This window comes from Methylobacterium sp. E-012, assembly GCF_057836545.1.
This window is the reverse complement of sequence record NZ_JBYQEY010000001.1, coordinates 2256485-2270230: the sequence shown is the minus strand read 5'-3', so window position 1 is coordinate 2270230 and position 13746 is coordinate 2256485. Positions and strand designations below refer to the sequence as shown.

Annotated in this window: 14 protein-coding genes; 3 read left to right on the top strand and 11 right to left on the bottom strand. The window is 66.6% G+C overall.

All coding sequences use genetic code 11. From position 1 onward, the window contains the following. The first annotated feature begins 53 nt into the window (after positions 1 to 53). From trhA to AC3IF1_RS10850, 3 genes are all read left to right on the top strand, one after another. Positions 54 to 737, top strand: coding sequence for a PAQR family membrane homeostasis protein TrhA (gene trhA, locus AC3IF1_RS10860; protein WP_489217540.1), 684 nt, complete (start codon positions 54 to 56; stop codon positions 735 to 737). A 131-nt stretch (positions 738 to 868) separates the two neighbouring features. Continuing rightward, positions 869 to 2068, top strand: a complete 1200-nt coding sequence (locus AC3IF1_RS10855; RefSeq protein ID WP_489217539.1) for a glycosyltransferase family 4 protein — start codon at positions 869 to 871, stop codon at positions 2066 to 2068. A gap of 180 nt (positions 2069 to 2248) precedes the next feature. Further along, positions 2249 to 3769 carry an undecaprenyl-phosphate glucose phosphotransferase gene (locus AC3IF1_RS10850; protein ID WP_489217538.1) on the top strand — a complete coding sequence of 507 codons (1521 nt, stop codon included), beginning with the start codon at positions 2249 to 2251 and terminating at the stop codon, positions 3767 to 3769. A 44-nt stretch (positions 3770 to 3813) separates the two neighbouring features. Here the strand turns inward: AC3IF1_RS10850 and AC3IF1_RS10845 are convergent, their stop codons facing one another. The 11 genes from AC3IF1_RS10845 to AC3IF1_RS10795 all read right to left on the bottom strand — a co-directional run bounded on the left by AC3IF1_RS10845 (position 3814) and on the right by AC3IF1_RS10795 (position 13617). After that, a complete protein-coding gene (locus tag AC3IF1_RS10845; protein ID WP_489217537.1) occupies positions 3814 to 4167 on the bottom strand; it encodes a hypothetical protein in 354 nt (117 codons plus the stop codon). 296 nt (positions 4168 to 4463) lie between these two features. After that, positions 4464 to 7034, bottom strand: a complete 2571-nt coding sequence (locus AC3IF1_RS10840) for a TonB-dependent receptor (RefSeq protein ID WP_489217536.1) — start codon at positions 7032 to 7034, stop codon at positions 4464 to 4466. Positions 7035 to 7290: 256 nt separating this feature from the next. Then, positions 7291 to 7920 carry a hypothetical protein gene (locus AC3IF1_RS10835; protein WP_243973748.1) on the bottom strand — a complete coding sequence of 210 codons (630 nt, stop codon included), beginning with the start codon at positions 7918 to 7920 and terminating at the stop codon, positions 7291 to 7293. Between the two features lie 13 nt (positions 7921 to 7933). After that, positions 7934 to 8827, bottom strand: coding sequence for an ABC transporter permease (locus AC3IF1_RS10830; RefSeq protein WP_489217535.1), 894 nt, complete (start codon positions 8825 to 8827; stop codon positions 7934 to 7936). Positions 8828 to 8870: 43 nt separating this feature from the next. Beyond that, complete coding sequence (locus AC3IF1_RS10825; protein WP_489217534.1) at positions 8871 to 9614, bottom strand: ABC transporter ATP-binding protein; 744 nt, start codon at positions 9612 to 9614, stop codon at positions 8871 to 8873. Then, entirely contained in the window at positions 9611 to 9853 is a 243-nt protein-coding gene (locus AC3IF1_RS10820; protein ID WP_243973750.1) for a hypothetical protein, read from the bottom strand. The genes AC3IF1_RS10825 and AC3IF1_RS10820 overlap by 4 nt, the downstream gene beginning before the upstream one ends. Continuing rightward, on the bottom strand, positions 9853 to 10278 hold the full coding sequence (locus AC3IF1_RS10815) for a cupredoxin domain-containing protein (RefSeq protein ID WP_489220372.1): 426 nt from the start codon (positions 10276 to 10278) through the stop codon (positions 9853 to 9855). The genes AC3IF1_RS10820 and AC3IF1_RS10815 overlap by 1 nt, the downstream gene beginning before the upstream one ends. A 73-nt stretch (positions 10279 to 10351) precedes the next feature. After that, complete coding sequence (locus AC3IF1_RS10810) at positions 10352 to 11335, bottom strand: YVTN family beta-propeller repeat protein (protein ID WP_243973752.1); 984 nt, start codon at positions 11333 to 11335, stop codon at positions 10352 to 10354. Between the two features lie 130 nt (positions 11336 to 11465). Further along, entirely contained in the window at positions 11466 to 11924 is a 459-nt protein-coding gene (locus AC3IF1_RS10805) for a PIN domain-containing protein (RefSeq protein ID WP_489217533.1), read from the bottom strand. Next, a complete protein-coding gene (locus AC3IF1_RS10800; protein WP_489217532.1) occupies positions 11924 to 12250 on the bottom strand; it encodes a hypothetical protein in 327 nt (108 codons plus the stop codon). Before AC3IF1_RS10800 ends, AC3IF1_RS10805 begins: the two co-directional genes overlap by 1 nt. 131 nt (positions 12251 to 12381) lie before the next feature. Beyond that, positions 12382 to 13617 carry an ABC transporter substrate-binding protein gene (locus AC3IF1_RS10795; RefSeq protein ID WP_489217531.1) on the bottom strand — a complete coding sequence of 412 codons (1236 nt, stop codon included), beginning with the start codon at positions 13615 to 13617 and terminating at the stop codon, positions 12382 to 12384. Positions 13618 to 13746 lie beyond the last annotated feature (129 nt).

Here is a 13746-nt window from a genome sequence, read left to right as displayed (position 1 = left end):
AACGATCAAGACGTCTCATGCTTTAGACTGCAAGCGTTGCAGGAGGCCTTCGGATGTCTCTCGCGGAAGATGGCCGCCCGTTGTCCCTGACGTGGCATTACACGCCCCGGGAGATCGTGGCGGACGGCGTGATCCACGGGCTCGGCGTCGTGCTCGGTCTGGCCGGTGCCGTGGCCCTGGTGGCGACGGCGCTGACGGCGCATCTCGGCATCGGCGAGCGGGTCGCCGTCGTCGTCTACGCGACAGCGCTGGTGCTGATGCTCGGGGTCTCGGCCCTCTACAACCTGTATCCGGTGAGCCCCCGGAAATGGCTGCTGCGCCGGGCCGACCACGCCCTGATCTACCTGATGATCGCCGGCACCTACACGCCGCTCGTCGCCCTCGTCGGGTCCGGACCGCGCGCCTATGCACTGCTGGCGTTGATCTGGGCCGTGGCCTCGGTCGGGATCGCCGTCAAGCTGCTCCTGCCCGGGCGCTTCGACCGGCTCTCCATCGCGCTCTACCTGATGCTCGGATGGAGCGGTCTCTTCGCCTATGAGTCCGTGATCGCGAGCCTCCAGCCGACCGCATTGTGGCTGCTTGCCATCGGCGGGGCGCTCTACTCGATCGGCGTCCTATTCCACATCTGGCGGACGCTGCCGTTTCAGAATGCGATCTGGCACGGCTTCGTTCTCGCCGCCACGGCCTGCCATTACGGGACGATCTGGGCCAGCCTCAACGGCCCGCCGATGACATGACTTGTTTTCGGCCATGTAAAACTCTGCTTACCTTCTCGATGAAAAGCATGCGGCCAACGAGCCGCCCTTAAGAGCCCCGCGACCACCGGTGCTTCACTAATCCCGGGACTGTTTTCACCGGGAGCATTGCCGTGGTCGGCAAGTCGAATGACGATCGTATCGTCCAGCGTTATCGGATCCTGCACGTTTTCCGGGCCCCGGTCGGCGGTCTGTTCCGCCATGTGGTGGACCTCGCCCGCCTCCAGGCCGCGGCCGGACACGCCGTGGGCATCGTTTGCGACTCCACGACCGGCGGCGAGCGTGGTGAGCGGGCCCTGGCGGACCTGATGCCCAGCCTGGAACTCGGCCTCGTGCGGATCCCGATGCGGCGGAACCCGCACCGGTCCGATTGGACCTGCCTGAAGGCGGTGGGGCGGCGGGCCGCCGCGGTGGGCGCCGAGGTGCTCCATGGGCACGGGGCGAAGGGCGGCGCCTTTGCCAGGCTCGCCCCGGGCAGCACGGCGATCCGTACCTACACGCCGCATGGCGGCAGCTACAATTACCGGCCGGGCACGCCGATCCATCGTCTCTACATGGGGGCCGAGGCGGTTCTCGCCCGCCGGACCGACGCCTTCCTGTTCGAGAGCGAATACGTCGCCGGACGGCACCGGACCTTCGTCGGCGGTCCCGAGCGCGTGACCCGCATCGTCCACAACGGCATCGCGGAGGCGGAATTCGCCCCGATCGACCGCGTCGATGAACCCTTCGATCTCCTCTATGTCGGCGAGCTGCGCGAGGCCAAGGGTCTTCCGTACCTGCTCGATGCCCTTGTCCAGCTCCGGACCGAGGGGCGGTCCCTGCGCCTGCTGATGGTCGGCTCCGGGCCGGATGCCGACATCCTGCGTCAGAACGTCGAGCGCCTCGGCCTGGGCAGCGCGGTATCCTTCGAACCGCCGCAGGCGATCCGCACCGTGCTGGCACGGGGACGCATCCTGGTCGTCCCCTCGCTGGCGGAATCCCTGCCCTACGTGGTCCTGGAGGCCGCAGCCGCGGCGCAGCCCCTTGTGGCCACGCGGGTCGGTGGGATCCCCGAGATCTTCGGTGACGCTGCCGGCGATCTGGTCCCGCCACGAGATCCCGCTTCCCTCGCCGCCGGCATCCGGCGGGTGCTCGACGACGCGCCCGCGGTGCTCGACGCCCGCGTCAACGCGCTCAGCGCCGCGATCCGGCAGCGCTTCTCCCTGGAGCGGATGGGCAGCGAGGTCATCTCCGGTTACGCCGCGGCGTTCCAGGCCCGCGCGGATCGGCGCAATGTCGAAGCCCGGGAGATCGCCGGCGCGCGGACGGCCTGATCCGCCGAGGCGCGCATCGCTCCGTCGCCGTATGCCGGAGCGATGCGCGACGACGGAACGACCGGCGGACCGGGTCCGACGGTAAAATCGCCGCGGGCCGATCGCCTTTAAGTCTTCAGACAACGCCCCGTGCCACGCTGCGATTGAGAAGCCGCAGGCCGCTACGGGAGGAGCCGATCGATGAGTGCCTTCGACATCCGGGATCTCCTCGAAGCCGCCGGCCCTCTCCAGGCGCAGCCATCGCCCCGTGACGATGGCCCGGTACCGCTTGCCGAGATTTCCATACCGGGCGCGACGGCGGTGTCGCCGGTCGTGGTGGCAGGGCTGGTGCGGGCGGCGGAATGCGCCCTGATCTTCGGCCTCGGCGCGCTCCTGCACCTGCTGATGCTGCGCGGGCGGGTCCCGTTCGGCCTGACCTATGCCGGGGCGATCGGGCTCGTCGCGCTCCTCACGGTTGCGCTGGTCCAGGCCGCCGGCGGCTATCGGATCTCCGCCTTCCGCGCCTTCTCCAAGAGCGCGATCCGGCTGATCGCCGCCTGGTCGCTGACCTTCCTGATCGTTGCCGCCGGGTTGGTCCTCGCCAAGGTGGCCGATCACTACTCGCGCCTGTGGCTCGCGACCTTCTACGGCACCGGCCTGACCGCTCTCCTGACCGGGCGCTTCCTCCTGTTCCGCGTGATCGAAGCGCAGACCCGGGCCGGACGCTTCGACCGGCGCACGGCGATCGTCGGTGGCGGCAAGCCGGCGGAAGATCTGATCGCCGCCCTGGAGACGCAGAGCGAGAGCGGCATCCGGATCGTCGGGGTGTTCGACGATCGCAACACCGACCGCTCGTCCGACGTGGTGGCGGGGCATCCGAAGCTCGGCAACGTCGACGATCTCGTCGCCTATGCCCGGCACGCCCGCCTCGACCTGATCGTCTTCACCATCCCGATCACCGCCGAGAACCGCATCCTGCAGATGCTGGCCAAGCTCTGGGTGTTGCCGATCGACATCCGCCTGTCGGCGCATGCGGCCAAGCTGCGCCTGCGGCCGCGCAGCTACTCGTATCTCGGCTCGGTCCCGGTGCTCGACGTTTTCGACAAGCCGATCGCCGACTGGGACGTCGTGGTGAAGGCGCTGTTCGACCGCTGCGTCGGATTGGTGATGCTTCTCGCCCTAGCGCCGATCCTGGTCGCCGTGGCGCTCGCGGTGCGCCTGACCTCGCGGGGGCCGATCCTGTTCCGCCAGAAGCGCCACGGCTTCAACAACGAGCTGATTGAGGTCTACAAGTTCCGGTCGATGTATGTCGACCAGTGCGACGCCGGTGCGGCCAGGATGGTCACCCGCGGCGACCCGCGCGTGACGCCGGTTGGGCGCTTCATCCGCAAGACCTCGCTGGACGAGCTGCCGCAATTGTTCAACGTGCTGAAGGGCGACCTCTCGCTGGTCGGTCCGCGTCCGCATGCGCTCCAGGCCAAGGCCGCCAATACCCTGTACGACCAGGTGGTCGACGGCTATTTCGCCCGGCACAAGGTCAAGCCCGGCATCACCGGCTGGGCGCAGGTGAACGGCTGGCGCGGCGAGACCGATACGTCGGAGAAGCTCCAGCGCCGTGTCGAGCACGACCTCTACTATATCGAGAACTGGTCGGTCCTGCTCGACTTGCAGATCCTGCTGACAACCCCGTTCGCGCTGCTCAAGACCGAGAACGCCTACTGAGATCCCGGCGGCCGGTCTGTCGCCGGCCGCCAGATCTTTTCACCCTACGGTAGAGCGCCGGCCTTCTCCTTGGCCTTCATGATCGTGTCGCGACAGCCCTCAGCGTTACCGGCCTTGTCCTGCTGGCGCGCCTGGGCGACCAGCTTCTTGGCGTCCTCGACGCCCGCCGCGGTCGGCTTGACGCTGGCATCCGACGGGGTCAGGGCCGGCGGCTTGTCGAGCGCCTTCGGGGAATTCGACGACGTCGTGCCGCCGGGCGGGGTCGTGCCGGTCACGGAGGCCGCGCCGGCGCTGTCGAGGCGCCGCTGAAGGGTATCGACCTCGTCAGAACATGACGTCGCGAGGGCGGGTGTGGCTACGGCAAGCGCCAGGGCTGTGACGGCGAAACGAAACATCATCGATGGGGGTCTCCAAAGTGTCCGGACGCCACTGACACGCAACCGCGACAGGGGGCGGGGATCGCGCGTCAGAGCGATTCACCGAGGAGACGCCGGGCGCATCGGCCCGTTCCCGAGACAGGAGGCCGCACGCGCCTCAGAACAGGGACGGGTGCCCCGGGCAAACTCACGATTGCCGGCGCCGTCACCCCCGGCGGTCCCGCCGACGGGTTCGACGGCATGCGTCCCGACGGAAACGCGGAGCCGTTCCCGATGGCAGGGTGATCGGGAACGGCTCCAGTAAGGCCGTCAGCGTATCAGTACTTGCGGATGATCGGCTCCGGCGCCATCGCGACCGGCTCGGGGCCGAAGCGATAGGTCAGACCCGCATAGATCGACAGGGGCTGCGCCAGCGTCGTCGTCCGCGGATCGTTGATCGACAGGTTGCCGGCGATCGCGCCCGGCTCCGCGAAGGTACCGAATGTCGCGTAGCGGTTATTGGTGAGGTTGGTGATCAACCCGAAGATCTCCAGGTTCTTGGTCACCTGGTATTTCGTGGTCAGGTTCATCACGTAATAGGCCGGCAGCTTGCGGTTCAGGTTCGAATCGTCACCCCGGAAGTAAGAGGACGAGAAGGCCGAAACGTTGAGGCCGAAGCGCCAATTCGGGGTGATGTTGTACTCAAACCCAGCCTTGATCTGGTGATCCGGGATCAACGGGATCTTGTTGCCCTTGTGGACGAAGATGGCCCCGTCGTCGGAGAGTGGGTTGTTGGGCGACGAGAGCGTTTGGTCAAACTGGTACGTGGCGTCGATCAACGCGTAGTTGGCGTAGACCAGCAGATCGGGGTTGACGACGTACTCGGCGCTGACCTCGATGCCCTGCCGCCGGGTCGCCGGCACGTTGGTGTAGTAGGCGCGCGCCGCGTTGCCGGCGACGGCGATCTGGATGATGTCGTTCTTCAGGTCGGTGCGGAAGACGCCGGCCTTGTAGGTCAGGTTGCCGCCCGAGAGGAAGTTCGGGATCACGCCCCGGAAACCGACTTCATAGGTCTGGCCGGTGACCTGCTTGAGCGGCGGATCGGCGACCAGCGAATTCGGCAGCAGGCACGGCTGGTTCGGGTTGGCGCAGGCGAGTTCCAGCGGTGTCGGCGCGCGGTTCGACTCCGAGTAGCTGCCGTAAAGGTTGAGCGCCGGGTCGAACTGGTAGGTCAGGCCCGCGAGCGGGTTGACCTTGGTGTATTCGTGGGTGCCCGTGACGTCCGGCGAGAACCCCGTCTGATCGACCGAGCGGATATGCGCGTAGTTGAGCCGGAAGCCTGCGGTGAGCGACAGGCGGTCGGTGACGTCGAGCGTGTCGGTGGCGTAGAGGCCGAGATACAGGTTCGAACCCGCGACCGAGCTCGGGGCGATGCCGAGGGCGCCCAGCGTGCGGAGGTACGGGGTGCCGAGGCCCGGAATGTTTCCATAGTACGGATTGCTCGGATCCGTGGAGATCAGGAGATTCGGGTTGATCACGCCGAGGGTGCTCGACGACTTGAATGAGTAATCGGCCGCGTCGACACTGCCGCCGATGACGAAGCTGTTGGGCAGACCGAAGACCCGGTCACGGTTGGCCGCCTGCAGCGAGCCACCGTAGCCCTGCGACTCCGTCTGCGTCGTGTCGATCGTCCCGTAGGGCACGTTCCGCGTGAAGGGGATGCGCTGGTTCTGCTGGCCGAGGAGCAGGAACTGGTTACGGAAGGCGTTCTGCGACTGGCCGGCCGACGGGCTGAACCCGTCATCCTGGTAGCAGAGGGAGCCGCGGAAGCTCGAGCGCGAGCTGCACTGCTCGAAATTGCCGTCGTTGCCGTCCACGTACCGCTCGCTGAAGCGGCGGAAATAGGCGTTGCCGGCGAGGTCCCAGGTCGGCGAGATGTCCACCCGGCCGGTCAGCTGAATCGTGCCGACCTCGGTCGTCTGCGTCTGCGGATAGGTGAAGATCGCCCGCGGATCGACATGGGTGAAGTCCACCGGGGTCGCGGCCGCCGCGCCGTAGAAACTGCGCGCGGCGAGCCCGATCAGGTGGAACTCCGAATCCTGAGCGCGGTAGCCGAGGTCGGCGTAGAGCCGGCCGATGGTACTCGGGTTCTCGTAGCGCCAGCCGCGGTCGTTCAGCCCGTCGCCGGTGAAGTAGAAGCTCCAGTTGTCGGAGACCTTGCCGTATTCGAGGTACCCGGCCGTGCGGCCGTCGGAGCCGCCGAACGCGCTGATCTCGGTGCCCTGCCAGGTGAAGCCGTTCTTCATCTGGATGTTGACCGCGCCGCCGATCGCGTTGAGGCCGAAGACCGGGTTGCCGGTGACGACATCGATCCGCTGGACCGCCTGCGATGGGATCAGGTCGAAATTGACGACGTCGCCGAAGGCCTCGTTGATGCGGATGCCGTTCTGGTAGACGGCTAGGCCCTGCGGCACGCCCTGCACGGGCGATGCGGTGAAACCGCGGTAATTGAGATCGACGCGGTTGCTGTTGCCCTGCGAGTCGCTGAGGTTCACGCCGGGCGTCTCGCGCGCGAAGGTGGCGAGGATATTGTCGGTGCCGCGGTCGACGTCGATCTGGCGCGTCGTGATGGTTTCGACGGTGCTGGGGATCTTGTTCAGCGGCTGCTCGGAGCCGCGCAGACGCACGGTGCCGGGCGCCACCGGGACGGTCGGCGCAATCTGCGCCGCCCGGTCGAGGTTCAGGGACTGGCTGGAATTGCCGCCGCCGGCACCGACCGGCGAGGTCGAAACGACGCTGATCTCACCCAGCGTGACCGATTGCTGCGCTCGCGCCGCGCCTGGAGCAATCGAGAGCGCCAAGACTGAGGCAGACGCGAGCATGCTGCCCCGCAGCGTCCGACGTGACATTCCAATTCCCCTGCCTTGAGACCAGCGTCCGGTTGTTCCGGGCTTGGCGAGACTTTTGGCGGGTGGAGTTAAAGTTCACAATCGGGCTCCGCGGCGGGCGAGAGCTTTTGGGGGCTGTTTCGCGCAAAGAACGGTCAAACGCTCCCCCGCGTGGCGTTATCGCAACAGTTATGCTTGCAAATTCAACGACTTGCGGAGCTTTAGGCAAAACCGTTCGGGAAGATTCGGCAAGCGGTTGGCGCCTGGATCGCCGCGCTCACAACCGTGCCTGAATCAACCGCGCGATCTCGCCCAACCGTTGCTCGAGGAGTTGCGGCACCTCGCAGACATAGGTGAGCGACTGGCTGCGCTCCTGGAAGATGCGCCGGTCCCAGGCGAACTTGGTTTCGAGATCGGACTGGTCCTTGGGCAGTTCGGTGGCGTCCGTGGCGCTCGGCGCGTCCTTGGTCTGGCTGATCTTGTCGGCCTCATCGCGGATGCGCTCCGCCATGCGCCGCTGGCCCTGGGCGTAGCGGCCGATGCCGCCCACGACCTTGTCGCGCTCGCCGTTGATCACCTCGAAGACGCCCGCATAGACGCGGGTCAGGGCCTTGTCCTTCCCGTCCTTGTCGGTGCCGAACTTGCCGGCGAACTCGTCGAGGAGCGGGCCGACCTGCGGCAGCTCGGTGCGGCGGGAGGCGATTTTCTGGGCCAGCACCGCGGCGTCGTTGTCGCTGCCCCAGTCTCCGGCCGCCGCGATGTCCGGTCCGGTCCAGAACTGGCCGGGGCTGAGCGTGGCGACCTTGCGCTGGACGCAGGGCCAGTCCGGATCCTGTCGGGGCTGCGCGGATGCCGGTGCGGCCAGGAGCACCAGGCCGAGGACGGCATTGCGGGCGAGTCGGTTCATCGGGCGGGCTCCGTCAGGTGTTGTCGCCGGCCGGGCCACCGCGCCGGGCCATGATACCCCGGCCGGGATCGTAGGCGATCACCGCCATGCCGAAGAACGCGAGGGTCACGCCCACCACGACCGCGCAGGCGAGCGGCTCGAACTGGACGTAGAGGGCGAAGCGGACGAGTTGGACCGCGTGGCTGAACGGGTTCAGCTCGCAGATCCAGTACAGCGTCTCCGAGGATTCCCGGATCCGCCACAGGGGGTAAAGGGCCGAGGAGGCGAAGAACATCGGAAAGATCACGAAGTTCATCACGCTGGCGAAGTTTTCGAGTTGGCGGACCAGCGAGGACAGGAACAGGCCGATCGCCCCGAGCATCAGCCCCGAGGCCAAGAAGGCCGGGAGCGCCGTGAGATAGCCGAGCGGCGGGATGTCCGTCTCCCAGAAATAGGCCACCGCCAGGAACGCATAGGCCTGCACGATCGAGACCGAGACGCCCGCGATCAGCTTGGCGAGCAGCAGCAGCCAGCGCGGATAGGGCGAGGTCAGCAGTACCTTCATGGACCCAACCTCGCGGTCGTAGACCATCGAGAGCGAGGATTGCATGCCGTTGAACAGCTGGATCATCACGGCCAGCCCCGGCACCACGTAGACCTCGTAGAGCACGTAGGTCTGGTAGGGCGGCTCGATGGAGACGCCGAGTGTGTTGCGGAAACCCGCCGCGAAGATGAACAGCCAGACCAGCGGCCGGACCAGGGCCGAGAAGAACCGCTCTTTCTGATTAAAGAAGCGCAGCAATTCCCGCCGGACGATGCCGCCGAGGCAGATCAGGTAGCCGACGGTGTCGAGCCGACCGATGCGGGCCGACGCGCTGTGGGCGGATGCAGCAGCGACCGGCGTCGACAGGCGTGTCGGAGCGCTCATGGGTGCTGCCCTCGATCGTACGATGATGCGCCGTTCGACGCCGTCATGCCGCCGCCCGCCCCGGCTCGGCCACGATGCGGCGGAACGCGTCCGCCAGGGCCTCCCCCGGGGCGCCGATATCGCCGGCCCGTCCCCGCGCTACGATCCGGCCGCGATGCAGCACGACCGCGTCGTCCTCCGGGGAGATCTCCTCGAAGATATGGGTGGCCCAGAGGACCGACAGCCCCTCCTCGCGCACCAGCGCGCGGACGATCGCCACGATGTCGGTCCGCGATTCGAGGTCGAGGCCGACCGTCGGCTCGTCCAGCAGCAGCAGGTCTGGACGGTGGATCAGCGACCGGGCGATCTCGATGCGGCGCGACTGGCCGCCCGAGAGCGTGCGGACCTTGTCGTGGCGCCGGTCCGTGAGCCCGACCCGATCGAGGAGCAGCCCGACGCGGTCCTTTCCGGCGCGACGGGTGATCCCGTGCAGGCTCGCGTGATACAGGAGGTTCTGCTCGACGGTGAGATCGGTATCCAGCGTCCGGGCCTGGAACACCACGCCGAGCCGGGCAAGTGCCCGGGAGGGCTCGCGGTCGAGGGCGTGGCCGAAGATCGAGACCCGTCCGGTCTGGTTGGTGTAGAGCCGGGTGATCACCGAGAACAGGGTGGTCTTGCCGGCGCCGTTGGGTCCGAGCAGCGCCGCAAAGCGTCCGCGGCCGACATCGAGCGAGACGTCGTCGAGCGCCGCGCGCGTGCCGAAGCGGTGGCCGACATGCTCGACCCGGAGCGCCGCCTCGCCGGTCATCGGCCGAGCGCTTTCCGGGCGTCGGCGACGGCATCGAGACACTCGTCGAACTCGCCCTCTTTCTGCTCCCGCTCCGCGACCCGAAGGGCCTTCTTGAGCTTGGGCAGCGCGGCCTCGGACGGGTTCGCCGCGAGGGCGTCGCGGATCATGGCGATGCCCGCGGCGCAGGCGGAGGCATCGTCCGCCGCGAGGGCCGGGCCGGAGAGGACGAGGCACGAGGCCAGGAAGAACGCGCGCATCACTTCACCGTCAAAGTACCGGTCATGCCCTTGGCCTCGAGGCCGCGCGCCTCCCACTTGTAGCTGCCTGGCTTGATCGCAACGAACTCGATGGCGATCTCGCCGGGATCGTCGAATTCAAGGTGGTCGGGCGGGCCGCCGCCGTGGATCTCCTTGTGCTCGATCACGATCTGGTTGAACCAGATGTAGCGGAAGAACTCCGGCGCGTAGAACTTGTATTCCTGGTGACCCTTGGCGACGATGCGCAGCCGATAGGCCTTGCCGGATTCGAGCGTGATGTCCCTGTTCTCCACCGTGAAGTCGTTGCCCTGATCGTCGCCCAGGACGAGGTCGGGCAGGTTCTCCCGCTTCTTGGTGAGGTCCAGCGCCAGTGCCGGGCCGGCCGCGAACAGCGCCGCGCCGGCGAGAGCGGCCCATCGAAACATCCGCATCCTGTCGTTTCCCCCTGTGCCGCGTGATCCGCGGTCCTGGTTCATTCGAGCGGCCCCGCCGCCCGGCTCAGTTCGGCGAGATCGCCACGCCCCAGGGCAACAGGCCGACCGGGATGCTCTTGACCACCTTCTCGGCGGCCACATCGATCACCGAGATGTCGTTGGACGTGCCGTTCGTGGTGAACAGCTGCTTCTGGTCGGGCGTGAAGGCCAGCTGCCAGACGCGCTGGCCGACGGGGAGGTATTTCTCCACCGCGAACGTCTTGGCATCGATCACCGCGACGCGGTTGGCCGGGCCCAGCGCCACGAAGGCCTTGCTTCCGTCCTTCGTGATCCGGATGCCCACGGGCTGGATCGCCTCGTCGTTCACGCTCGGGATCTTGAATGTGATCTTCTTGATCACCCGGCGCTGGGCCACATCGATGACGCTGACCGTGCCGCCGACCTCCGCGGACACCCACAGGAACTTGCCGTCGGCGGTGAATTCGGCGAAGCGCGGCCTTGCATCCACCAGCACGTTGTCGATGACCTGGAAGGTCTTCGTGTCGATGAAATGGGCCATGTTGGTCGTCTCGGAGGTGTTGACCAGGACCTTCCCGTCCGGCGACAGGCCCATGCCCTCCGGCTCGACGCCCACCGGCACCTCGGCGAGGACCTTGTTCTTCTCGATGTCGATAATCGTGACCTGGCTGTCGTCCTCGTTGGCGACGTAGAGCGGGTTGCCCGACGCGTCGAGGATGAACTGCTCCGGATCCGGACCCGAGCGCAGGGAGCGGACGACCTTGCCGGAGGCCGTGTCGAGCACGTCGATCCGGTCGTCGTCGCTGGCGCAGACGAACAGTTCCTTGCCGTCCTTGGACACGGTCACGCCGCGCGGGCGCCGGCCGACCTTCCAGGTACCGGTCACCGCCATCGTGTTCGTGTCGATGACGCTGACCGAATTGCCCTTCTCGTTGGTGACGTAGGCGGTGAAGGCGGCGGCCGGCCCGATGAGGGCGAACCAGGCGCCGAGGGCGACCACACTCAGACCTGCCTCGACGCGGCGGCTCATCAAAACTCCTCCCTGGTGCGCTATTCGGCACTCTGTCGACGCACAATAGTGCGATTCTTGCGCGGAGCGAGGGGATGCGGCATTCGGATCCGGTTCGGAGGCCCTCGCACGGCTATTTCCACAGGTAGGCCTACTCGTAAACGCGCAACTCCGTAAAGTGCAACGCGCCATTCGACCGCTCTATCGCAGCGGCGTGGAGATTGCCGTCCTCGGTTATCAGCAACTTGTCCGGGCCGAGACACGTCAATTTCGAGGCGTCGTTAAGACCCAACCAGAGGTAAGTCTTGTCCGACGCTGCGCTGACGGCAGTGGGTTGCATTTCGTTCGCGTGGAGAATGAAAAGCTTGAAGAACGCCGCAATCTCCGTTCTGATCGGATCTCGAACCTGGCGCAGCAAATTCGCTGTTTCGGATAGAATTTGAGCTGTCGTGACGAGACCGGCCGACACCGTTAGGTGTCGCAGCAAAGCATTATAATCGCTTAATGAAAATTGTGAACAGTTTTTGTGAACGCGAATATAATCCGGGTCGGTACCCCCAACCATGAATAGAACAAGCAGATTGGTATCGAGGAGAGCATATTTAGCCATCAGGAATCGCCGGTGCGATTTCTCATTGCAATGATTTCACCGGTGACCTCGTCGACCGTGATGACTTTGTACGTCCTGCGCATGATGACCGCCCCGCTCAGAACGGTGACCGCATTACGTGCCTCGTCCCAGGGCCGCGAAAACCCGAGCGTGATGTTCCAGTAGCCCGGACAATGCTCGACCTCCTCAAGACCCAGATTTGTTATATTTTCATCAGACATCGTCGCGAGCAGCCATGTCCTCGCGCGCGCAACTGCATCGTTGAGACTAATCGCCGATGTGCTGGCCTCTTGATCTGACGGCGCATCTTGTACGGTTTGACCCATCGGAAGTCCCGATCCTTGCGCGTGACCTGTCGCAGGCGAATCCGTCCGTCTGGATGTGGGCCCCCGACGCAGTCAGCGTCAATGGGTTCGGCGTCGATGCCGAGCGCGACGTTGGCCATCCCCATGACGTCTCACTGGAACTTGCAGGTGGTCTCCGGGAGATCCACCCCCAGTGTGTCCAGGGGCGTGCGCTGGTGCAGGAAACCCTGTTCCGGCGCCACCGAGACCAGCGCCTTCGGCTGCACCACGATGATCGCCTGGCGCAGCTGGTGATCCCAGGGGCGGAAGCTCAGGGGCACGCCCTTGTAGGCCGGGAGGGTGAAGCCCGGCTCGACCAGATAGGCGCCGATCACCGCCGGATCGTTGGTCTTCTTGGCGGTCACGGCCTCGCCCACCGTCCGCACCGCAGCCCAGACCTGATAGTCCAGGGGGCGCATCAGCCGGGAGGCCAATCGCCGGAACCGGTTCTGGGCCTGCGCGGCGCCCCAGGTCTCCAGCACCGGGGACCACGTGGTCGGTGTCAGCGCCTGCGTCCCGCCGACCGGGCGGGGATCCACCGTGCGGTAGGGAACGTAGTCGCCCCAATCGCCCTCCTCGTCGGCGACAACCGCCATGTCGTAGTCGAGCCCCCGGGTGAAGACCATCGCCTCCGCGCGGGTCGGCGTGTCGCCCCGCGCCTTGGCTAGGGGGCCGAAGGTCCAGGGCTTCTCAGCGGTGACCTTCAGCGCGAATTTCCGCGCCGAGTTGCGCATCGCGTCCGCGTAGGCCTTGTCGGCCTCGGTCGGGCCGACGATCAGAAAGATCTTCCGCCAGCGCATGACCGTGAGGTACTGCGCCAGGGCGTCGGTGAGCATCGCCCGGGACGGCAGGATGTGAAACACGTTGGCCCGGCAATCGGCACCGCGCAGCCGGTCGTCGGAGGCGCCGGCGTTCAGCACCACGACGCCCGTGTCCTTCACCGCATCCGCCACCGCCAGGACGGCGTCGGCGGGCAGCGCCAGGATGAGATAGCGCACGCCCTTGGCGATCAGGTCCTTCGCGGCTGCCACCGGGTCGGGCTTGTCGTCGGTCAGAGCCACGTCGTCGAGGGCGTAGGTCTGCTTGGTGAAGCGGCCGGTGGTGTTGTTGTCGGCGATGCCCATCCGGGCCCCGGCCAGCCCCTCATCCTCGGGGGCCGCCTCGGCGTCGTAGGAGGACGGGGCGGGCTGTGGCCGGTAGATCAGGCCGATATGGGTGTCGATGGCCTGCGGTGCGGGCTGCTGCGCCCGGGCCGCCATCGGCATGAGCGCCGCCAGGACGAGGGCCGCGCGCAGCCACTTCGGACGCGCCGGCCGCGGAAGAAGGGTCTGGGGTGCGGGATCGTGCATGTGCGCGGCCTCTACCAGTTTCCACCCCCGCCGCTCAATCGCGGCGCGTTGATCCGGTGTTCACGTTCCCGACGATGCACAGCCGGGCTTCGAAGATGGCTGCCGGCCCTCACGGCAGGTTGGAAACTT